The organism is Aureispira sp. CCB-QB1, from assembly GCF_000724545.1.
Lineage (GTDB): Bacteria > Bacteroidota > Bacteroidia > Chitinophagales > Saprospiraceae > Aureispira.
Genome location: NZ_JHBV01000026.1, coordinates 1 through 22,734, shown reverse-complemented (window position 1 = coordinate 22,734; position 22,734 = coordinate 1). Strand labels below are relative to the sequence as shown.

Sequence of the window (22,734 nt, the reverse complement as noted above, 5' to 3'; positions counted from 1 at the left end):
TTTAGGTACTATACTTCTCATAATAATAGCATTAAGTGAGTGCAGAAACCTTTTAGCATTCGAACCTATTAAAGCCTTTAAAACACAATGGCATTGTAATCATCTAGTTATTGTTAGGTAGAAGTGCAAATGGAATGAACTATAAATAGGGCATCTACTTAATTCCCTCAAAAAATTATCAAATTACTGGCACAATTAATTATATTAGTTGCATATATTAGATGATAAAAGCTCATCAAAGCTCAATCATCACTTAGCCTAAGACTTCTAGAAGTGGCTATTGTAATAAATTGCATGATATTTAGAACCAAAACTATTTAACTATAAAATACCGAAATAATGAAGGTGAGATTGTACTGTCCTGTCATTTCGTTTGCTCTACTATGCTGCGCATTTAGTCTACTCAGCATTAGCACTGCACAGGGGCAAAAGGGAAAACGAGGGACATCCTCAGACAATTGCCAATTGGATGAAGCTAAAAAATGGTATGAAGAAGGAGAACTTGAAAAAATCGAGTCTATCGAAGCTTGTGCGAAAGATCCCAAGTCAATGTCAACGGAAAAGCGTTTAGAAGCATTCCAATTGATAACAGAAAGTTATTTGTATAGGGACAAAATTGGTGCGGCAGACAATTCTTTTAGGGAAATACTCCGAATCAATCCGCTCTATGAACCAGATACGATGGGAGACTCTTATCAGTCGTACGATTTAATTTACCTTTCAAGAACATTCACTAGGAGACCTATTTTTTCTATGTACTTTGGTGGTGGACTTAATTTTTCATTGATAGAACAATTGCAGAATTATGGGGTGGACAATACTTCTGGTACGGCAGATCATGAGGGGTACTTGCGAGAAGTTGTTTTTGGAGCCAATGCTACTGTTGGTTTTGAATTGCCTTTGTTGTATAATTTTGATTTGACATTGGATGCTACTTTTGCTTATCGCACATATGCATTTGGTGATTCGATGTATATCTCTGCTACAACGGCTAATCCTACAGGGTTAAACACCAATGATTTAAATGCCACCAAAGGACAAGGACCATTGTTGTATTCTACGTTGAAATTTAAAGAGAATCAATTCTGGATAGATGTTCCATTGATGTTGCGGTACAATGTTACTAAATTTAAAGGTGTATTACCTTATGTTTATGCTGGTGTTGCTGCTAATTTCTTGTTGTATGCGGATATGACAGATGTTAGTCGAAGAACAGAACCAGAAACAATTAGAGCTGAGTTAGGAGGTCAATCTACGATTGCTAATAGTGTGGTTATAACAAAATTGAACGATAGACCGTCTCTTCGTACCAATGTAAATGTTTCTTTTGTTGCTGGCGCAGGAATCAAGTTTCGATTGGGACGCAATTTTCTATATGCTGATTTCAGATATACACGAATGTTCTTAAATAACGTAGATATTAACAATCGTTATTCTAATTTAGAGTTGGTGTATTATCATGGTCATGTGGATAATGATTTTAGAACAGATAATTTTGCGTTGACGGTTGGTTTTGTAAAGGCATTTTATGTGCCTCGCAAAAAGCATCAATACAATCCAATTATTATCAATAATAAGTATAATAAATGGTTGGAGAAAGAACGCAACTATGTAAAGAGAGAAACAGACGAGGACATCAAAAGAGAGCTGAACAGTACTCTTAAGGAGATGGAGCGAGAAAAACCAAGTCTTATAGAGGACATTCAAAAAGGTAAAACAAAAGGCTCTAAAATGTTAGATGATAAGAAGAAACAAATCGAAGATATTAAAAATAAGCGAGTCAAAGTTGAAGTAAAATACGAATAAATTATGCTGCATATATCAAGAAAAAATGTACTTCTTATGTTGTTGGTTTTGACAGCATATTTAAGTTCTAGTTGTGAAAAAGAGCAAATTGCTCCTAGTAACCAAGAAGTTGCCTTTGTAAAATATTATGGACACGTTGGAGCTCAAACAGCTACAGATGTTGTTCAAACAGCAGATGGTGGATACATTCTGTTGGGGTCTACCAATTCATATAGTTCTACTGACAAAAGAGATATCTTTGTTGTTAAAACAGATTCTTTAGGGAACGAGTTGTGGAGTTCTGCTTTTGGTCGCCAAGAAGGAAATGTGGATGCCAATTTTGACTATTTGCGATTTGATGAGGAGGGCATTCGAATTATTGAGTTGCCCGATCAATCTGCTTATATCGTTGCTGCTAACAGAACATATTACAATTACCCATCTTCGACTAGTCAAGGAACAGGGGTAGAAGGTCAAACTAAAATTGTTCTTTATCAATTGGATCATGCTACTGGAGCTCCAACGACAACAGATGGTGTTGAACTACAAAGCAATACCAATACACAGTTTACAGAGAAGGTTTCGGATATGAAATTGGATACAGCAGGTGGATATAGTTATATTATTACAGGGTATTCAACCAACGTTAAAAGAAGCAAACCTTATAACAACGATCAGACAGGAGGAGCATACGATAATACCGATGTTTTTACGGTTTTATTAAATAGCGATTTTATCATTCCGTCTGGATGGAGGTCTAGTAACTGGTTTTATGGGTTTCCTTGGGATGATTATGGGACATCTATCCAAATTTTGCCTCAAGGGTATCTGATTTGTGGTATCTCTCATGATGGAGCTACTGCTCCGTCTACACAAACAGGTAACTTTCTACCTGAAATCCATGTTGTATTGGTGGATAAATCAGGGGGAACACCTTTGAGTAGAAAGACAATTTCGGTAGATGGAGATTATTTTTCGGGAGCATATTCTGTGTATGATGCAGACAATAATGTTGTAACGATTGCAGCTCATGTAACTAAAAATGAAGCAAGTACCAATGGAAATGATGGGCAAGCTGTTTTATTGCAATTACAAATACTGGGCTTGCAAATAACAGAAGTAACTGCCGGAGCTACTGTGAGTCCTTTTTTGAGGTATTATGATTTGAAAGATAGAAATGGCAATGGAGGAGTACATTCTGTTGCTTCAATTGCATTATTACCAGGTAATAATGGCTTCATCATGTCGTCTACACACGAGGCTACTTTGTTTGAAAGTGATATTTGTATTACTAAATTTGATACCAATTTGGATATAGATACTGGAACAGGTTGGCCCTACTTTTTTGGTTATGCTGATGGGAATAGCCTTGTTCTGACGAGTGATCAAGCAGGTACAATTCTGCCAATTATGTCTGGTTCAACAGCTCAAAGTTCTCTAACAGGTTATGTGTTTACAGGCAAGTTTGGGTTAGGAACTAACAATATGATGGGATTAGTAAAACTGAACTTAAATGGAACGCTTTCCCCTTAGTAAGTTGTTAGGTGATTAAGAAGGTTGTAAAATAGATTAGGCGTTAAATCTTGCTCTTAATTTAGCTTACAATAACTAGCTTTAGTGCTACCTCGGGTATATAAATTTAATAGAAAAGAACCAATTTAGAATTATCAAAATAAGAACTAAACAATGGAAATTACATACGAATCAATAAAACCGTATATTCTGGAAGAAAAAGTGGATGGAAGTAAGGTGCTTTGCAAGTTTCAAGTAGAGAACCAAGTCTTTGACTCTGTTGCTCATATCAAAACTAGTACAGCAGATGGTACGGCACGTGTAAAAAAAATGGTTACCAACACGGCTTTAGGACGATTGCGTTCTTCTGTTTTGCGTGTCTTGCGTAAAGCTGTTGGAGGAGGGTTTGCAGGAACTGCTGTTTCTATGGCAGGAAATGAGATGTTGCGTCAAGGAACAGATGGTCTGAAAGTTTCTAAGAAAGATAAAGAAGGGGCTGTCGTGAGAGCATTTGAAAAAATTATGGTAGAATTGACGCTTGAAAGAGGAAAATGGCGCTTGGCAACAGAATTTTCTGAATTTGAAAAATTGATCAAAAGAAATCCATTAACCAAAGCTTATGACAAGAAAATCTTAGCCCGTATGTTAGTGGAAATGGCTCGTGCAGATGGTACGATAGAAGCAGAAGAAAAAGCATTTTTTGATGACTTTTTGAACAAAGAAACAGGTACATTAGGCGAATTGATGCGTGCTCCTTCGATTTCTATGGTAGAATGTGAAGAGGTTAGCGAAGAGGCTAGGGAAAATGTATTTATGATTGTAGCAGCAGTAGCGTTGACAGATAATGAGTTTGCGGATGAAGAACAATTAAAATTGGACGAATATTCGCAAATGTTTGAGTTTTCGGAGAAAAAACATGAAGAACTATTGCGCTATGCACAAGATTATACTATTGAGGCATATATTCGAGCCAATGGTCAAATGTCAAGAGATGAAATCTATGCCTTTGCGGATAAGATAGGAATGGAAAGAGGAGAGGCTGAACGCACTCAAATTCGTCTTGAAAAACGATTGAATTAAGAAAACCTGAGTTGTTAAATAAATTTAACAGGACTTGGGGAACTCCTAGAAGACGTTAGGTAGTTATAAGTAAGTGGTACAAAAAACTACTTACTCATATTATTCATTATAAAAATCGTAAAACAATGTCTGACAAGAACCAAAAAAATCCAAAGACGCATGATGATCTAAAAGGTTTTGATATTAAAATCAATGAGTTTGGAGAAATTATTTCTTCTTATTCAGTAGATAAATTAAATGGTTTTTTGAACGAGAATGTAGAAGATAAAAAATTAAAAGATCGAGAGGATTTAGATCTTAAGTAAGTGGTGAAAAGAAACCGTATCATAAAAATAGTTTTTTGGTGCGAAAACTTTGAGGCTAATAAAAATATAGCATACCACTCATAATAAAATGAGACGATTTGATCAGTCAAATCGTCTCATTCTTATTTTATCATAGAAAATGAACAATCATAACCTTAGATGGTTTCTTTTTTATAGTGGTCATCCCAATTTTTTACTTGAGGATCTTTCAATTTTCCAACAGATTTGCCAACCAAAGTAGCGACAGTAGCATCTCCTGTGACATTGATGACCGTTCGACACATATCTAATGGTCGATCCACAGCAAAGATAAGGGCAATTCCGAATGCTAGTTTGTCGGAGGGGATTCCCAACGTATCCAAAACAATAACAAGCATTACCATTCCTGCTCCTGGTACAGCAGCAGACCCAATGGATGCCATCGTGGCGGTTATGACAATGGTTAATTGATCTCCTAGGCTTAAATCAAAGCCAATTACTTGACAAATAAAGACAGCAGCTACTGCTTGATATAAACTAGTACCGTCCATATTAATTGTTGCACCAATTGGGCACACAAAGCTAGTGACCTCTTTTTCGACCCCTACATGTTCTTCTACTCGTTCCATAGTTACTGGCAAGGTAGCGGCACTCGAACTTGTAGAAAAGGCCAATAGTTGAGCTGGGCTGATAGCTTTGAGAAAACCAAGCGGAGAACGTCCTGTAAATAGCTTGATAGCTGCCATATAAATGCCAACCATTAACACAAGCCCCAAAACAACACAGAGGGCATATTTGAACAATACTCCAAAAATTTCAGGATCGGTACTTACAGTTAAGTTGCACAACAAAGCAAACACAGCATAGGGCGAAATGAGCATGATGACATCAACCATTTTTAGAATGACCTCGTTGAGACTATCAAAAAAATCGTGCATTGGCTTTGCTTTTTCTTTGGGTATTAAAAGTAAGCAGATGCCAAAAAATAGAACAAATACAATAACTTGAAGCATGTTTCCATTGCTGCTTGCCGCCGCAAAAATATTATCAGGCACCATGTCAATCACAAATTGTAAAGGTCCTACTTGTGACTGTGCTGCTCCTGCTGCTACTTTGCCAGCACTTTTGTCCATATTACTAGCACTAATTGCATCAATGGTACTTTGAGATAAACCCACTCCAGGTTGTAATGTATTGACAACGACTAGACCTAAGGTTACGGCGATTACGGTTGTTACTAAATAGGTGCCAATTGTTCTACCTCCAATTTTGGAAAGTTTGGATATGTCTTGCAGGTCAGCAATTCCTTTGGTTAAGGAGGCAATAATTAATGGGACAGCAATCAATTTGAGTAGATTGACAAATATTTTACCAATTGGATATACCCAGTTGAGGACAAATTTTTCACTTCCATCAACATTTTTTAAGGCAAAACCAATAGCAATACCAGCTGCCATCCCGATTAAAATTTGCCAATGTAAGGCCAACCCTTTTTTATTTTCCGACATCTATTTAGCGATTTAAAGAAGTATTCAACTTACTTCTTGCGTATTTATTGTTTTTTTTCAAAAAAAAATGAAAAAACTGTATCCTTTCTACAAATAGGAGTTATACCAGTAGAGAAGAAAAAGTTCTTTGTCATTTTAGTATGTTGAAACCAAATATAGTCAAAAAAAGAAGCCATTTTATAAGATATATCAGATAAGTTACGTTTTTATTCTTCCTAAAAGCCTAATTATGGTATAATTACTGAAGTATATTTCTATTGAAAATGAATTTGATGACAGTCAATTTGATTTGTGATTTCATCTTGTGAATGAATCGAATAGCGAAAACTCTATTGATATGAAACTAGTGGTTACTGTTATTATGAGTTGGCTTATGATGCCAATTCTAGTAGCACAAGACAGTACAGCAACAACCTGCCTCCCCAAAAAAACATTGGTTATTAGAAAAAAACAAACTCTAGAACCTAGTTTAGCTCCCAAAGACGAAACAATTGTCGTTGCACCTGTAGAAAAAAAAATATCCATTTTGAAAACAAGTACCATAGATTCGCTTCAAGGCTCAACAATTGATCCTCAAGAAAAAATAGTGCAATTGCCAACTTTAGCTGGAGGCGATTTTGGTCTGATGAACATCAAACCCTATCGAGCAGGAATGGATCTAAAAAATTGGAAATTTGTTGTTTTAGAATATTCTGTTAATCAATATGGTTGGGTAAGTCAGGTTGAGGTGCTAAAAAGCAATGATTCACGTTTAAAAAATGTAGTTTTGAGAAAGCTAAAAGCTTCGAAATGGAATCCTGCTAGAAATCAATTGGGTGAACCCATCAAATATAAAATGTATCAACAAGTTGTCATCGTAAAAGATAGAACATATGAAGAGGACTATAGGAGAAATTATTAAATGCTTTTTGATAGGAGGTCTGCTTTTGTGCATTCAACCGATACAAGCTCAAGTAACGATTTATCCAGAAGTATATCCCGATTTACCTTTCGACTTAAAGAAGGTGTCGGAGTTGGGAAACAATAAATGTTCCATCTGGAAAGGAACATACAAGAGGGGCGCAGAGGATCGTTCAGGCGAAATGTGGGCAGAAGCAGTGGAATATTCTCATCAATATCAACGGTATGAATTTGTAGATGGGAAAATGGGGATGATTTCAACTTATTTGCCATCAGGATTCAAAAAGTGGAGTATAGAATACTTTTATAAGCAAAATTTGATCTCGGCGGTTGAGAAGTTGAATTACGATTCTTTGCAAAACACAAGTTTGGATTATACCTATGTGTATATCTACGAACATAATGGAACGCCCTTTCAGCGAGTAAAAATGCATGGTGCACCCAATAAGAGTGTGCGTTTGTTAGATGAATTTGAATTTGATAGTCTAAATCGAGTGGTACGGCAGAAAACCACTGCTGTAGGAACCTCTCCTTATATGGATAGTTTAGTAGGCTTGTTGGATAAAGAAAAATTGTTGACCGTGACAGAATATACCGACAGCACCAATTCTTGTCGTGTGTACAAAAACTTGTATGAGATTACCAAAGATAGAAAAACATTCTTGGACGAGGAGGGACAGCCAGTAATTACGCAAGTACGAAATTCGTCAGGAAAGATACTCTTTACAATTGATTATAAATATGAGAATAATCGAATAAGCAAGAAAATTCATTGGGTCATGCGCGAACCGACAATGAGTTCTCGTGTATCTGAGGAGCCTGAAACAGTTGTTAAAAAGAAGAAAAAAAAGAAAAAAAAGCAAGGCCAACTGGCAACTTCGCCAAGAGATTTGAATAATTCTCCGACTGATTTGGACAAAACTAAAGAAAGAGTACCATCTTTACCGCCAAGACCAGAAATTTATAAGTTGGAATATTTTACGTATAACAACGATGGCTTACTGGAAATGCACATTACCGAAGAAGATGGAATTCAGACAATTTTAGAGTACACGTATTTTAGCGAATAAGAGGTTTGACGGAGCTTATTTTTTTGTTACCTTAGATGGAGAGATTCAGACAATACAACGTGTGGTAGGAAATAGGGATTTATTCGTAACAATAGACCAATAACGTTCCTAGAAATTTTGATGATAAACAAGAGAAAAGGTAGCGAAAACAAAGGAACGCAAGCTTTTTGAGAAAGTTGATCACAAAACTATTGCTTACATCTGTTCTCATTAATTGCGAAGGGTTGTTGAGACACTTAGAAATGGAGTCTGTTACCAATCGTTGACCAATTAGATTAACAAATGTTCTACAGACCTCTGGGCTAGAAGTTTCTTAGATTGAATGATTAATTAGAATACTATATATGTCAACATCCAAGTATACCGTCACACAGCAAGCTATGGAAGATGAATGGCTTGAAGTGCAGGCTGCACAGCAAAATCCTGCTAAGTTTAGGGTTTTGTACAATCGTTATTATGAGCCTATTTTTAGGTTTGTATACAAACGTACTGTTGATGAAGTGCTTGCTGCGGATTTGACGTCGCAGGTATTTCTGAAAGCAATGCAAAAGATAGATAAATATGTTTTTAAGGGAGTTCCCTTTTCTGCTTGGTTATTTAGAATTGCTAGCAATGAAATTGCACAACACTTTAGAAAACAAAATAAGAATCGAGTGGTTGCTTTAGAAGAGCGTACCGCTCAAGACCTTGAAGAAGAATATGAGGACAAAGAAGATTTAGAAATAAATATTACTGTTCTTAAAACTGTTATTCAAGATTTGAAACCTGATGAGGTAGAGTTGTTAGAACTCCGCTTTTTTGAAAAAAGACCTTTTAAAGAGGTAGCAGATATTTTAGACATTACAGAAAATAATGCAAAAGTTAAGATTTACAGATTGTTACAGAAAATGAAGAAACGATTTGTGAAACAAAAACGATCGGATTAAGGGAAGATGGAACACTAAATCACTGATCTAATTCAACCGTTTTAAAGTAAAAAGAAATGAAAGACAATTACAATATTAAAACTAATCCTCCAGAGTTAAGTTCTGAGCAAATTAGCAAGCATCAAGATTTTGACGCTCTGTTGGCGCAGTTTCAAGAAGCAACTGTTCCTCCTAGTAGTGACACCAAGGAGAGTACTCCTGTTCGTTCTATTAAGAAGGGAGGAAAAGTATCACCAAGTTTTATTAAGTATGGAACAGGAGCTTTAATGGCTGTTGCTGCTTCTATTTTATTGGTGTTTATGATTCGTCAATCGATGTCTAATGCAAAAATGGACGTGCCGATTGATCAAATTAACGAAGTTTTTGCATTACAAGCTCCTATGCCAAAAATTCAGAAACCATTTGGTAATTTGGTTGTCAATGCTGCGGAAGAAGGAGAAACATTAAATTATGAGTCGGGCTCTAAAATTATTGTTCCAGCTTCGGCTTTTGTAGATGAAAAAGGTAAGCCTGTAAAAGGAAAAGTAGACATTCAGTATCGAGAGTTTAACGATCATGTGGATATGTTTTTGGCAGGAGTGCCGAAAGAGTTGGACAAGCATCAAAACTTACAATCGGTAGGAATGATGGAAATCAAAGGCTTTCAAGATGGAAAACCTGTCTATTTAAGTATGGACAAGACGCTAGAGGTAGAACTACAAGGCAAGGTGGCTGCCAATATTCCAACGAATGATTTGAAGGTGTATGTTTATGGAAAGCAGCAGGATGCATGGGAATATGTTGCTAATGATAATGTTGAAGTACTAACAGCAACCACCACTAATGGAACGACAACAACACCAACGGTTGATCCTAAGACAAACCAAGAGTTAGTTGAGCAGGCTAGAGCAACCTTAGCCCAAAGCAAGCCTAAAAAGCCGATTAAGCCAGGAGTACGTGAGAATATGCAAGTATTTGACTTTGATATAAACGAAGAAGAATTTCCAGAATTAGCAGCTTACAACCAAAACGTACAACTAATGGCTTCTGCAAGCCAACTGACAGCAGGAACATTTGATACGTCGTGGAACTCTGTTACATTGACAGGGCTTGGCAATGATAAGTATCGTATGGAATTGGTTTATGAGACGAACGAAGGAAATATTGTTAGAACATTTGAAGTTTATCCTGCGATTGAAGATACTGAAGAAGCAATGGCTTTGTACAAAGAAGAATTGAAGGCTTATTTTATTCGCTTGGAGCAATGGGAATCAGATGTTTTAGTAGAAGTCCAAAATTTGAGCGAAGAGGCAGTTGTGGAGCATGATGTTGCATGGAAAGAGATTATCAATCGGTTTAGGATTAATAGATTTGGGTTATGGAATTGTGGCAAGGAAGTAGAAATGAAAGATGCATTGAAAGTACAAGCTAACTTTGTTGACGAAAATGGGGTTGCCCTTGCTGTCGATCGATTATTTGTAACCAATAAGGACAAACAACTCTATTACTTTGCGCCCAATGAAGAAAATAAAAGTACTGCTGAATTAAAATACGAGGCTACTGCTGAGAACAAAATATGGGCTTTAACCAAAGAAAATGAACTATTGGTTGTTAATGAAACTTCTACAGAAGAGGAAACCTTGAACTTTAAAATGCGGTCGGTTGGTATTATTGAAACGGAGGACGATATTAGAGAGGCATTAATGTTCTAGAGGCTCGTTTTGTTTTTAGAATACTTTGTTGAAAACAGAATATAGCAGCACGACCAACTGCGAATAGATATGATAAAAAAAACAAGTTGTCAGTAAGCTGACAACTTGTTTTTTTTTGCGACACAGAACAGGGCAATCTCTTTATCTTAGTTTGTATGGTCTTTGTTGTTATTGCTTTTATTTTCTGATGACGTATCATTATTTTTTTCTTGATTATCATCTGTCAAAGTAGGAATAGGTTCCATTGTTTCAACAATATTATTATCTAAAACAGGAGCTTTTGTTTCTTTAGGTTGCGGTTCATTATCCGAAGCGATTGTTTTTTCTATCGGTTTCACTGAAGGCTTCTCTACTGGTTGCTCAAGGCTTTTTTTAACCACTTTTTGAGATGCTCCTTTTTTGTTTTGTTGTTCCGTTTGCTGCTTTTTTTCTGCGGCTAAAGCCAAACGTTCCTCTACCGTTAAGTTAGTTTTAGCTGTTTTATTATGGTTCGGTTTATTAGCATTTTTGGTAGCTTTTTTGTTATCCGAAGCAGCTTTTTTCTGATTCGTATCTTTAGATTGCTCTCTATTATCTTTCCTTGGTTTTTGTTCCCTATCTTTTCGATTGCGTTTTTTGTTAGGTTTGTTTTGTTCTTCGGGAGCAACACCATCGTTATCAATAATATCGTCAGGAGAAGCATCCATATCGTTAACAGCAACTACTTTTAGTGGATTACCAGTCATCTCAATATATTCTGCACGCTGTTTAGCACTATCTATTGCTAAGTACAAAGATTGTCTAAAAGATCTAAAATCTGCGATGTTTTTTCCTGCAATATCAAAACCAGTTCCATGGTCAGGAGAAGTGCGAATAATCGGGAGACCAGCTGTAAAGTTAATACCTTCGCCAAAAGATAGTGCTTTGAAGGGAACTAGACCTTGGTCGTGATACATTGCCAATATTCCATCAAAATTGGCAAAATTGCCCGAACCAAAGAGCCCATCAGCAGCATAGGGACCAATAGCCAAGATACCTTTATTTTTTGCTGCTTCAATAGCAGGTATAATAACATCGATTTCTTCTGTTCCCAAAACACCACCATCGCCTGCATGTGGATTCAAGCCCAATACTGCAATAGCAGGTTTGTCAATGCCAAAATCCATTTTTAGACTTTCATTCATTAGTTCAATTTTTCTAAGAACTAATTCTGTTGTAATCGTAGTAGCAACTTGGCTGATCGGAAGATGATTGGTAACCAATCCAATTCTTAAATCTTCGTTGACCATCAACATTAAGTTTTCTTTGGCTTGAAATCTAGAGGTCAAATATTCGGTATGCCCAGGATATTCAAAACCACTCATTTGCATGGCTTTTTTATTGATAGGCGCAGTAACCAAGGCATCTAAATGCCCTGCCAACAAATCTTCTGTTGCTTGTTCTAGAGAAAACATCGCATATTTGCCCCCATCAACAGTGCATTTTCCCAATGTAATTTTTACATTTTCCATCCAACAGTTGACCACATTAACGACATTGTCATTTGCTGCATGAATGTCATTAATATTATGTAAAGATAAATCCTTGATTTTAATGATGTTCTTGTGATAAGAAGCAACTTTGGTTGATCCATATAAAATAGGAGTACACCAATTTAGAATACGTTTATCTGCTAGAGTTTTTAAAATAACTTCTAGACCAATCCCATTGATGTCACCTACTGAAATACCTATTTTTAATCTTTTATTTGTCATAAATATATATGCAAGCAATTCGTACTTGCTATTTTGTCCAAAGTTATATCTTTGGAAATGATTTAAGAAAGTATGGGCTGCGAATTTATTGATTTTTTAATCTATCAATTGACAGCCAAGTAACCCTTTGTCTTGTGTATCTGTTAATTAAATCTTTAAGTGAGTTAACCATGATACAACTTAACAAACAGCACATCTGATTTTTAACTAGAATTTAGTTATAGCTACAAAGATACGGAAAAATGTGGAATATCATGACTTTGTATAATTCAAGAAGAAATTATAAAGCAATTGAACCCCGTATCCTGTTCCTCCTTTGGAACGATAAGCATCTTCATGATGCAAGAAGGCAACACCAGCCATATCGATGTGTATCCAGTCATAATCTGTAAAATGTTCTAGAAATTTGCCCGCCGTAATTGCTCCAGCCATCGGACCTCCTAAGTTTTTTAGATCTGCAACATCGGATTTTAGCTGTTCGCCATATTCTTTCCATAAAGGAAACTCGACCAAACGCTCGTGTACTTCTGTTCCTGCTTGTATGAGTGCTTTTTTTGTTGCAGCACTAGCTGTTCCCATCAAAACAGCACCTTGATTACCGATAGCATGAGCTGCAGATCCAGTGAGTGTTGCCATATTAATAACCAATTCAGGGGTATATTGTTTGGCATAGTGCAATCCATCGGCCAACAACATTCTACCTTCAGCATCTGTATTTAATACTTCTACTGTTGTGCCACTGTACATAGTGATCACATCGCCAGGAACATACGCATTAACACCAGGTCTGTTATCAGTAGAGGGCACCAAACAAATGAGATGAATGGGTAATTTTGCTTTGGCAACGGCATACATAGCACCAATAACACCTGCTGCACCAGCCATATCCGACTTCATGAAATCCATTGAATTGGCAGTTGGTTTTAAGCTTAGACCTCCTGTATCATAAACTACTCCTTTGCCAACTAATACAATTGGTTGTTTATTGGTAGGGCATTCTGGTTTCCATTCTAAGATGGAAAATGTAGGTGGGTCATTGCTACCTTTATTAACAGCTAAAAGCCCTCCCATCTTTAGGGCTTCTATAGCTGCTTTATCAAGCACTTTAACGGAAAAGCCAGCTCTCTTACCGAGCTTTTTGATTTCTTCAGACAATTGAACAGCAGTTAAGAAGGAGAGTGGTTCGTTAACCAAATCTCTAGCAGCACAAACACCTTCTAATACATTATTTAAAAGTGTAACTTCTTTTTTAGAAATACATTCCTCTAAAAGATAAAGCGTATGAAAAGGACTAGTTAGTTGTTCTTTCTCTTTAAAATATTTTAAAAACTGGTAATTGGTCAAAACGAGACCTTCCGCATAAGAAGCACTCAAATTATCGTTTGTGTAATCTAACAAAACGACTTCATTAATGTGATGTTTTCGAAGTGTACCAACAGTTTTTGAAGCTATTGACCGAATCTGTTCCTTTAGTTGAGCACGATCATCAATTGTCTCTATTATTTCTATGATGATATACTGATTCAGTCGAGGAATCAAGAGATGCTTCGTATCTTTTTGGACGGCTTGTTGTACAATTGCTTGTTCGGTTTCTGTTAACAACGAAGTAAACCAAGAATTCTGATTTTTGTAACTGAGTATGATTAAATCTTGGTTTTGGGTGTGGCAATTGGTCGAACGTAAAGTTGTCGTCATATTATAATTATAGTATAAATGGGGAAAATAGTGGAAGAATTTGGAGATTTTACTCTTTATGCTAATATAATTAATATTAGGAATATAGCAAACTATTTTATATGCAGCTCTGTGTACAATCAAATTTGAGTATCTATTGTAAACAATTAAAAGAAGGGACACGATAATCAGGATTTTTATTGTATTTTTGTTATCTTATTAGCAGATCATAATTGACAGCATTACCAAAAAAATAGAATGAAGGCAAAAAAATCATACGGACAGCACTTTTTAAATAAAGAATCTATAGCAATGGATATTGCTAAGAGCTTGTTGTTGCGGGACCAATATAAGAGTGTGGTAGAAATTGGACCTGGCAAGGGTATGTTGACCAAGCATTTGATGGAGGAATATGCAACAACACATGATTTGAAAGTAATTGAGGCAGATAGAGATATGGTCATGTATTTGGCAGAACATTACACAAGTTTAGTGCCTAATATCATTGCCGAAGACTTTCTGAAAGTGAAGATGGAAGATCATTTTCACGAACCTTATGCTATCATTGGTAACTTTCCTTACAATATATCGTCTCAAATATTGTTCAAAATGTTAAGTCATAAAGAAAATATTCCAGAGATGGTGGGGATGTTTCAAAAAGAAGTTGCAGAGCGAACTGCTGCCAAGCCTAATTCAAAAGCTTATGGTGTTTTGTCTGTTTTGATACAAGCCTATTATGATGTCGAGTATTTATTTACGGTAGGACCAGAGCATTTTAATCCGCCTCCAAAGGTGCAATCTGCTGTTATTCGACTGCAAAGAAAAAAAGATTTTAAAAATTTGGGATGTGATGAAAGCCGCTTGAGAGCGGTGGTTAAGACAACTTTTGGGATGCGTAGAAAAATGTTACGCAACTCAATGAAACAATTTCTCCCAAAAAACGTTATATTTGAGGATGAGTTCTTTTTGCAGAGACCAGAAAACCTCTCTGTACAAGATTTCATCGATCTTACCAACTTAACATTTAAGTATTAATGGGCTTTATATGTTCCCCAACATTATTTTAATAGCTACATCAATACAACAAATGCCTTTCTATATTTCTTACCAAAGTATACTATTCACATAGTAGTTATTTAATATTTTGTCTGAATTGAACATTTAGGCGAAAATTAGATTCTGTTATCCTAAGTAAAGTAATAATTTGTTAACCTTTCTGGTTTAGAAGTTTTAAAATCTTCTATATTTGTCGCACTATGAGCTTAATCTAAATACTGATTGTAACAAGGGCAATAATGGTACAAACAAATAAGACACAATGAGAGAAAAAATAACAAATGAAGAACCTAAGGTACTGATAACAGATGGTGTTCACAACTTACTAATCGAAGGATTGACAGTTGCAGGCTACCGATGTGATTATATGCCTTCCATTTCTTTGGAAGAGGTGCGTGCTATGATACACCATTATCAGGGAATTATTATCAATAGCAAAATTACAGTAGACCGCTCTTTTTTAGACAAGGCTACACAGTTAAAATTTATTGGTAGATTAGGTTCTGGACTAGAAATTATAGACCTAGATTATGCAAAAATCAAAAATGTTGCTGTTCATCGTGCGCCAGATGGCAATTGTGATGCTGTAGCAGAGCATGCAATGGGTATGCTGCTAAGCTTAGCTATTAACTTGCGTCGGTCAGATCAACAGGTGCGCCAAAAAAAATGGCAACGAGAACAAAATAGAGGCTGGGAGTTGATGGGCAAAACAGTAGGGATCGTTGGATTTGGCTATACTGGAGTTGCATTTGCAAAACGCCTAGCTGGATTTGGAGTTCGGGTCTTAGCATATGATAAGTATAAATCTAATTACACCGAAGGAATGCCTCATGTAACTGAATCAGACATGGAGCAAATACAGAAGGAAGCAGATGTGTTGAGTTTGCATTTGCCTTCTACCCCAGAAACCAAGGGCTTGGTTGATCAAGATTATTGGGATAAGTTTGAAAAACCAGTGGTACTAATTAACACATCTAGAGGGAATATCGTTAACACAAAATCGCTCTTAAATGTATTAGATTCTGGTCAAGTAATTGGTGCTTGTTTGGATGTTTTTGAAAATGAAAAGCCAGCTACTTATACCCAAGACGAAGATTTGTTATTTCAAGATTTATTTGCTCGTGAAAATATTTTAGTAACTCCTCATATAGCAGGATGGACAGTGGAGTCCAAGGAACGTTTGGCAGAATTGTTACTTGACCGAATTATGAAGCAATAGACTTGGAATTGTCGGAATTTGATGATACTTTTGTTAGTCACTAAAAAACGAATTAACAGGTAAAGTTATTATAAAAACGATTTTAAGAACGTTTTTTTTGAGTTTACTTGGTTGGTAATCAGTGGTTTTGGTAATGTGTTATAGTTTTGTTATCAATTTTGTTCTTTTAGTGAAAAATGTTAACCCAACAAGTGGGTAACTAAAAAAAAGACTGGTGTAGAATGCAAAAAATAGGCTTTTGTAGTTAGAATAATGTCTCTGTCTAAAAAATGACACAATTATTTATGGTAAAAATAAGTCATTTTAAAAAGGGAAGTGCACAGATGAGGATTTGTGCGTTCGATAAGCATACAAAAGCTCGTTTAAACTTGGCTGGTTACCAAAGTTTAACACTTGGACATTGGACTTTACTTCAAATGTAAAATAAAGAAATAAGGTAGTGTTGTAGATTGGTTATCTTAACATTGCTTTGAATACCGTACTTAATTGTACAATAGATAAACAACGTTTAATTTTTTAACTTTTTTAAAAGTTCTTATGGTTATGGTTCGTTACATAATTTTGTTGACTCTGTTGTTCTTGGGAAGCAGTACGCTTTTTGCCCAAACAACAGGTAGTTTGCAAGGGAAGGTTATTGATGTTGGCAACGACGAAGGGCTACCTTTTGCAAATGTAGTTTTAGAAAAAGAGGGAGTGCAAATCTCCGGAACACAGACCGACTTTGATGGAAACTATAACTTCTCAAATGTTAATGCTGGTACGTATGATGTATTGGTTTCTTACGTAGGGTATCCTACTGTAAAAACAGAAGGAGTTGTTGTGAAGTTAGGTCAAGTCGTTCGATTTGATATTGAGATGGAAGAAGGTACTAATTTCGAAATCACAGATAGTACAGGACAAAAACAAGAGATTGTTGTACGTGCTTATCGAATTCCATTGATTGAACAAGATGCTACTTCTGGTGGTCAAACATTGGGAGCAGAGGACATCAAAAACTTGGCGACACGTAATGTAACTAGTATAGTTGCTACAACTGCTGGGGTAAGTCAAACGGACGAAGGAGAAGCAATCAACTCTAACGGTAGCCGTAGTACCAGTAACGATACCTATATTGATGGGGTACGTGTAATTGGTAATTTTGGTATCCCTGAGACTGAAATTGATCAGGTTCAAATTATTACTTCTGGTGTACCTGCTGAATTTGGAGATGCAACAGGAGCAATTACAAATATTATCACAAAAGGACCTTCTTCTGAACTGACAGGAGGTGTGCAATTGGAGACTTCTCAATTTTTGGACGCGTTTGCAGCCAATCGTGCAGATGTTTACTTTTCAGGTCCTATTTTGGCAAAGCCGATGCTAAATGCATTAGGTGATACACTTAAGAAAGATGGAAAAATTCGTAAGTCTACTATCTTAGGATATCGTCTTGCGGGTGTTTATTCTACATCGTTAGATAGCCGTCCATCAGCTTTAGGTTCTTTTCAATTAAAAGAAGATAAATTAAATGAAATATTAGCTAACCCATTGGTTGCTAATCCAAGTGGAAGTGGTCGTGTTTACTCGGCAGACTTTATTACGAAAGATGATTTGGAAGTAACACAAGTTCGTCCAAATGCTCGTGAATCGTATGCAGTAGCAAATGGTAAAATTGATTTTAAACCTAACAAAGATTTCTACTTTGTTGCTGGAGGTCAAGCTCAGTTCAACTGGGGAAATTCTGCAGGTGTAGGAAATCGTTTGTTTAACTATCAATACAATCCAACTTATAATACCAACACTTGGCGTGTGTCTGGACGTTTCCGTCACACTGTAAGCTCTACACAACCAGGTGGAGATAGCGAAGATAGTGATTCTACGACCTTACAGTCTGTATTCCAGAACTTTAGTTATGAGTTGCAAGGAGATTACTCGCAAACTAATAGTGCTAGTGAAGATCCTCGTTACAAAGATCGTTTGTGGGAATATGGATATGTTGGTAAATTCTACAGAAATCTTGTTCCTAGAATTGGTCCTGTTGATTCTATTTTTATTACCAATACTGCAGGAGATACCATTGCTACTAGAGTAGAAGATGGGCATTTGGCTAACAACATTAGTTTTACTAAATACGAACCAAACTGGGATATTAATCCAGGCTTGGCTGCTTATAACAATTTGATTCCACAACCTCTTAACCCAAGTGATCCTAGTACATTTGTTCCTGGTGCTCCAACAGATATGGGGCAAATGGAAATTGTCAATGGATTAAACACGGGAGCTCGTACCAGTGTATATGGTTTGTTCAATGCACCTCATCAATTGGGAACAGGTTATGGAAAAAGTAACAGCTCTCAAGTTCGTGCAAATGTTAAAGCTAATTTTGATTTAGTGATGGCTCAACGATCTGGAAATCCTATTCGTCACTCTATTCAATTAGGAGGTACATTTGAGCAGCGTATTACTCGTTCTTATAATATTAATCCATTCAGTTTGTGGAATTTGGCAGATCAATCTGTTAACTTTCATATGGATGAAGAAGCAACTGATCCTACTCGTCCAACTGGGGAAGTTTATTATGACCCAGTAAGACAACGTCAATATGACTTGTATGATATCTTGATTCGTAAAGACGAAAATGGAGAAGAGCCAGATATGACTTTGTTTGGTCAGCGTTTAAGAGAAGACTTAGGTTTGACAAAACGTGATTGGGTGAATGTACATGAGTTAACACCAGACCAAATGAAATTAGAATGGTTTGAGCCATCTACGTTGATTACAGGACGTAGCCGTGTTATGAGCTACTATGGATACGATTACTTAGGAAATCCTACTGGTACAGATGTTGACTTTTTCTCTTTCTTTACAGAGAAACAAGTACTAGCAGATGGTCGTGAAATTAAAACACGTCCAATTGCACCAGACAAGCCAATTTATGTTGCTGGTTACATCCAAGATAAGTTTACCTACAAAGATATTATTTGTAATATCGGAGTACGTTTTGATAGTTATGATGCCAATACAAAAGTATTGAATGATCCTTATTCAATCACTGGTTACGAAACGGCGGCAGAATTTACAAGCGATCAATCAATATATGCAGCTGGTCGACGTGCAGATTTCTCACACCCTGAAAATATAGGAGATGATTTTGCAGTTTATGTAAATGATAACAACAAAGACGCTGCTGTTGTTGGATATAGAAATGGAGAACAATGGTATAATGCGAGTGGTGTTCCTGTGAATAGTGCTTCAGAATTGGGATCTACAATTGTACCAGCACTTAAAGGTTTTGGTACTGCTGCTGTTGATCCTCAAGGTGAGAATTATAAGCCAACAGAAGCATTCCGTGATTATATACCTACTTTGATTGTAATGCCTCGTATTGCATTCTCTTTCCCAATTTCTAAGGAAGCAAACTTTTATGCGAACTACGATGTATTGGCACAGCGTCCACCTAGTGGTGCTTTTGCTTCTCCTTTTACATACTATAACTTTAGAGAATTAGTTGCTGGTGGTTCGTTTATTGGTAATCCAGACTTGAAGCCACAACGTACCATTAACTATGAAGTTGGTTTCCAACAAAAATTAACAGACTTCTCTAAATTTAAAGTTTCTTTATTGTATAGAGAAGAGAGAGATTTAATTCAGGTAAGAGATTTTATCAATGCATACCCATCTACTTATAGTTCTTTTGGTAACAGTGATTTCTCGACAACCAAAGCCTTTAAGTTGGAGTACGATATGCGTGAAAATAACAACTTGCGTATTTTGGCGAACTATACTTTGGCTTTCTCTGAAGGAACAGGATCTAGTCCTACTTCATCGACAGGTATTGCAGCTGATGAATTAAAGTATGTATTCCCTCTTTCTTTTGATCAAAGACATACATTCTATGTAATGTTTGATTACCGTTTCAAAAGTGGAGATCGTTACAATGGACCAAAAATTGGTAAATTTGACGTCTTAGAAAATACGGGAATTAACTTGGCATTTAACGCAAGCTCAGGTCGTCCATATACTCGTAAAGAAATTCCTGGAGGTATTGGAACTACTTTCCAAGATCGTATTACAGATGGTAGCATCAATGGTGCTCGCATGGATTGGGCATTCCGTGTAGATTTGAAATTTGATAGAGATTTTGTGATTGGTAAAAAATCTAAAAATCCAATCCGTTTAAATGTGTACTTACGTATTCAAAACTTGTTGAATACTCAAAATCCATTAGCTGTATATGCTGTTACAGGCTCACCTACAGATGATGGCTTCTTGACAACAACAGGTAGTTCTGGTCCAGGTTTCGCAGCTTCTCAACCAGCTTCTTATGAGACATTGTATGATTTGCGTATGAACAATCCATTCAATATCTCTAGACCTAGACGAATTTTCTTAGGATTGAGATTTAGTTTCTAATTAAAAAAAAGTATAAAGACAAAGAGTTCCGAACGAAAGTTTGGAACTCCTACTCTGTCGAGCATAAATTAAAAGAAGATGAATAAACTAAGATGTTTGTCAGTCATCCTATCTTGTTTTGTGGCCTTTACCTCTGTAGATGCCCGAGATTTTGTAGGAGCTACTGCACAAAAAAATCAAAATAAAAATAAAAATTCCTTTCGTGCAGAATGTACGGAATCGCGTGCTCAAACTGATTTAGCAATCAACAACGTTCGTGCTATGTTGCGTGCGGGAGGAGATATGTGGTGGGATGGAAATCAAACCGCTCGCTACATCGTTCCTAATGTAGATCCGGCATCAGGTGTGCCTGAAGTTTCAGCATTGTTTTCTGGAGCAATTTGGTTAGGAGCTTATGATGATGGTGGAAACTTGATTTTGGCAGCTCAAACTTACCGTTCTAATGGAAATGACTATTGGACAGGACCTTTGAACCCTGACTTGGGAACTATTGAAAAAATAGATTGTGAGCGTTGGGATAGACACTTTACAGTGTTGGGCGATGATATTACTGCTTTGAGAGCGGATAACTTAGATCCTCTAAACCCAGGTGTACAAGGTACTCCTTCAAGAGGACTATTAGGATGGCCTGCAAAGGGGAATCCACATTTCTTGGCTATACATGGATTTGATATCCGTGATTACAATCAAGAATTGGCGCCATTTATAGATTATGATGGTGATGGTACCTATGATCCTTATCAAGGAGACCACCCCATTATTGAGGTGTCAGGTTGTGAAAGTGCTAATTACAACAATCCTGTTTATGCAGATCAAATGACTTGGTGGGTGTATAATGATAATGGTAACTTGCATACACAAACCAATGGACAGGCCATGAAAATGGAAATCCAAGTAACGGCTTTTGGTTATAGAACAACGGATGCAATCAACAACCAAACTTTTTATCGTTATAAGCTATTAAATAGAAATAAATTGGCTTTGAATGATACGTACTTTTCTTTATGGTCTGACCCAGATTTGGGGTGTTCAAACGATGATTATATTGGATGTGATACTATAACAGGTATGGGTTATGTTTATAATGAAGATGCCAATGATGATAATCCTTGTGGAACAAGTGGTGCGGCAGGATACGGTACGGATATTCCTGCGTTAGCAGTAGATTACTTTAGAGGACCGCTGGATTCTGCAGGTAAACAAATTGGATTATCTTCTTTCCAATACCATATCAATAGCAACTCTGATCCAAAAGGAGATCCTACAGCAGCATTAGGTTTTTATCGTCTGATTTCAGGCTACTGGCCAAACGGTACTCCAATTACATCAGGAGGTGACGGGTATGATCCAGGTAATCAAACAGCAACTCCGACTCCTTATGTGTTCCCATCATTTCCAAATGAAACTGGCAATGGTGCTTGGTCAATGTGTACGGAAGGAGTAGTTGGTGCAGACAATCGTTTCTTGCATACCTCAGGACCATTTGTCTTGAAACCAGGAGCTACCAATGAAATGATTTCAGGAGTAGTATGGGTGCCAAGTATCCCAGATTATCCCTGTCCATCGTTGCGTCCATTGGTGGAGGCAGATGTATTAGCACAGAACTTATTTGATAACTGTTTTAAAATTACAGATGGTCCTGATGCTCCACATATTGATGTCATCGAAATGAACGAAGAGTTGGTCTTGAATTTATACTACTCAGCAGAGCAGAATAACTACAAATTGGGCTACGAAGAGTCTCCAGCAGAACTTAGACCTTTTGCACCATTGGATACAACGTATACTTTCCAAGGATATAAAGTATATCAAGTAAATGATCCGAACCTTTCTGTAACAGAGTTGGACGATGAGACAAAAGCACGTTTAATTTTCCAAACGGATGTAAATGATAATGTTTCTAA

General features: G+C 36.6%; 14 protein-coding genes and 1 pseudogene. 12 read left to right on the top strand and 3 right to left on the bottom strand.

Annotation, left to right across the window (positions count from 1 at the left end):
* The first annotated feature begins 339 nt into the window (after positions 1 to 339).
* From CG11_RS12635 to CG11_RS12620, 4 genes are all read left to right on the top strand, one after another.
* Positions 340 to 1,806, top strand: coding sequence for an outer membrane beta-barrel protein (locus tag CG11_RS12635; protein ID WP_052596708.1), 1,467 nt, complete (start codon positions 340 to 342; stop codon positions 1,804 to 1,806).
* Between the two features lie 3 nt (positions 1,807 to 1,809).
* A complete protein-coding gene (locus tag CG11_RS12630) occupies positions 1,810 to 3,318 on the top strand; it encodes a hypothetical protein (RefSeq protein WP_156039757.1) in 1,509 nt (502 codons plus the stop codon).
* Between the two features lie 153 nt (positions 3,319 to 3,471).
* Positions 3,472 to 4,377 carry a TerB family tellurite resistance protein gene (locus CG11_RS12625; protein WP_052596706.1) on the top strand — a complete coding sequence of 302 codons (906 nt, stop codon included), beginning with the start codon at positions 3,472 to 3,474 and terminating at the stop codon, positions 4,375 to 4,377.
* A 125-nt stretch (positions 4,378 to 4,502) separates the two neighbouring features.
* On the top strand, positions 4,503 to 4,682 hold the full coding sequence (locus tag CG11_RS12620; RefSeq protein ID WP_052596704.1) for a hypothetical protein: 180 nt from the start codon (positions 4,503 to 4,505) through the stop codon (positions 4,680 to 4,682).
* 155 nt (positions 4,683 to 4,837) lie between these two features.
* Here the strand turns inward: CG11_RS12620 and CG11_RS12615 are convergent, their stop codons facing one another.
* Positions 4,838 to 6,169 carry a dicarboxylate/amino acid:cation symporter gene (locus tag CG11_RS12615; RefSeq protein ID WP_052596702.1) on the bottom strand — a complete coding sequence of 444 codons (1,332 nt, stop codon included), beginning with the start codon at positions 6,167 to 6,169 and terminating at the stop codon, positions 4,838 to 4,840.
* A gap of 337 nt (positions 6,170 to 6,506) precedes the next feature.
* Here CG11_RS12615 and CG11_RS12610 point away from each other — a divergent pair, with 337 nt between their 5' ends.
* From CG11_RS12610 to CG11_RS12595, 4 genes are all read left to right on the top strand, one after another.
* Complete coding sequence (locus tag CG11_RS12610; RefSeq protein WP_052596699.1) at positions 6,507 to 7,070, top strand: energy transducer TonB; 564 nt, start codon at positions 6,507 to 6,509, stop codon at positions 7,068 to 7,070.
* On the top strand, positions 7,042 to 8,139 hold the full coding sequence (locus CG11_RS12605) for a hypothetical protein (protein WP_052596698.1): 1,098 nt from the start codon (positions 7,042 to 7,044) through the stop codon (positions 8,137 to 8,139). The genes CG11_RS12610 and CG11_RS12605 overlap by 29 nt, the downstream gene beginning before the upstream one ends.
* Positions 8,140 to 8,483: 344 nt before the next feature.
* Positions 8,484 to 9,065 (top strand): RNA polymerase sigma factor, encoded by a 582-nt coding sequence (locus tag CG11_RS12600; protein WP_052596697.1) that lies wholly within the window; start codon positions 8,484 to 8,486, stop codon positions 9,063 to 9,065.
* A 56-nt stretch (positions 9,066 to 9,121) separates the two neighbouring features.
* Entirely contained in the window at positions 9,122 to 10,756 is a 1,635-nt protein-coding gene (locus CG11_RS12595) for a hypothetical protein (RefSeq protein ID WP_052596696.1), read from the top strand.
* A gap of 146 nt (positions 10,757 to 10,902) precedes the next feature.
* Here CG11_RS12595 and pdxA read toward each other — a convergent pair whose 3' ends face one another.
* Both pdxA and CG11_RS12585 read right to left on the bottom strand, forming a co-directional pair.
* Positions 10,903 to 12,489 carry a 4-hydroxythreonine-4-phosphate dehydrogenase PdxA gene (gene pdxA, locus CG11_RS12590; RefSeq protein WP_063833094.1) on the bottom strand — a complete coding sequence of 529 codons (1,587 nt, stop codon included), beginning with the start codon at positions 12,487 to 12,489 and terminating at the stop codon, positions 10,903 to 10,905.
* A 252-nt stretch (positions 12,490 to 12,741) separates the two neighbouring features.
* Complete coding sequence (locus CG11_RS12585; protein WP_052596695.1) at positions 12,742 to 14,184, bottom strand: M17 family metallopeptidase; 1,443 nt, start codon at positions 14,182 to 14,184, stop codon at positions 12,742 to 12,744.
* A 237-nt stretch (positions 14,185 to 14,421) separates the two neighbouring features.
* Between CG11_RS12585 and rsmA the strand changes: the two genes are divergently transcribed.
* From rsmA to CG11_RS12565, 4 genes and pseudogenes are all read left to right on the top strand, one after another.
* On the top strand, positions 14,422 to 15,198 hold the full coding sequence (gene rsmA, locus CG11_RS12580; RefSeq protein ID WP_052596694.1) for a 16S rRNA (adenine(1518)-N(6)/adenine(1519)-N(6))-dimethyltransferase RsmA: 777 nt from the start codon (positions 14,422 to 14,424) through the stop codon (positions 15,196 to 15,198).
* A gap of 283 nt (positions 15,199 to 15,481) precedes the next feature.
* The gene (locus tag CG11_RS12575) at positions 15,482 to 16,438 is read left to right on the top strand and encodes an NAD(P)-dependent oxidoreductase (RefSeq protein WP_052596693.1); all 957 of its coding nucleotides are present in this window, start codon (positions 15,482 to 15,484) and stop codon (positions 16,436 to 16,438) included.
* Positions 16,439 to 16,981: 543 nt separating this feature from the next.
* Positions 16,982 to 20,830, top strand: coding sequence for a TonB-dependent receptor (locus tag CG11_RS12570; protein ID WP_052596814.1), 3,849 nt, complete (start codon positions 16,982 to 16,984; stop codon positions 20,828 to 20,830).
* Between the two features lie 78 nt (positions 20,831 to 20,908).
* Positions 20,909 to 22,734, top strand: a pseudogene (locus CG11_RS12565) (hypothetical protein); the annotation flags it as partial.

What these genes read in the sequence shown, in the direction of transcription:
- CG11_RS12615 (WP_052596702.1), bottom strand. Translation starts at nt 6,169, where the DNA reads ATGTCGGAAAATAAAAAAGGGTTGGCCTTACATTGGCAAATTTTAATC.
- CG11_RS12570 (WP_052596814.1), top strand. Translation starts at nt 16,982, where the DNA reads ATGGTTCGTTACATAATTTTGTTGACTCTGTTGTTCTTGGGAAGCAGT.
- CG11_RS12620 (WP_052596704.1), top strand. Translation starts at nt 4,503, where the DNA reads ATGTCTGACAAGAACCAAAAAAATCCAAAGACGCATGATGATCTAAAA.
- rsmA (WP_052596694.1), top strand. Translation starts at nt 14,422, where the DNA reads ATGAAGGCAAAAAAATCATACGGACAGCACTTTTTAAATAAAGAATCT.
- CG11_RS12625 (WP_052596706.1), top strand. Translation starts at nt 3,472, where the DNA reads ATGGAAATTACATACGAATCAATAAAACCGTATATTCTGGAAGAAAAA.
- CG11_RS12585 (WP_052596695.1), bottom strand. Translation starts at nt 14,184, where the DNA reads ATGACGACAACTTTACGTTCGACCAATTGCCACACCCAAAACCAAGAT.
- CG11_RS12605 (WP_052596698.1), top strand. Translation starts at nt 7,042, where the DNA reads ATGAAGAGGACTATAGGAGAAATTATTAAATGCTTTTTGATAGGAGGT.
- CG11_RS12575 (WP_052596693.1), top strand. Translation starts at nt 15,482, where the DNA reads ATGAGAGAAAAAATAACAAATGAAGAACCTAAGGTACTGATAACAGAT.
- CG11_RS12635 (WP_052596708.1), top strand. Translation starts at nt 340, where the DNA reads ATGAAGGTGAGATTGTACTGTCCTGTCATTTCGTTTGCTCTACTATGC.
- CG11_RS12600 (WP_052596697.1), top strand. Translation starts at nt 8,484, where the DNA reads ATGTCAACATCCAAGTATACCGTCACACAGCAAGCTATGGAAGATGAA.
- CG11_RS12630 (WP_156039757.1), top strand. Translation starts at nt 1,810, where the DNA reads ATGCTGCATATATCAAGAAAAAATGTACTTCTTATGTTGTTGGTTTTG.
- CG11_RS12595 (WP_052596696.1), top strand. Translation starts at nt 9,122, where the DNA reads ATGAAAGACAATTACAATATTAAAACTAATCCTCCAGAGTTAAGTTCT.
- CG11_RS12610 (WP_052596699.1), top strand. Translation starts at nt 6,507, where the DNA reads ATGAAACTAGTGGTTACTGTTATTATGAGTTGGCTTATGATGCCAATT.
- pdxA (WP_063833094.1), bottom strand. Translation starts at nt 12,489, where the DNA reads ATGACAAATAAAAGATTAAAAATAGGTATTTCAGTAGGTGACATCAAT.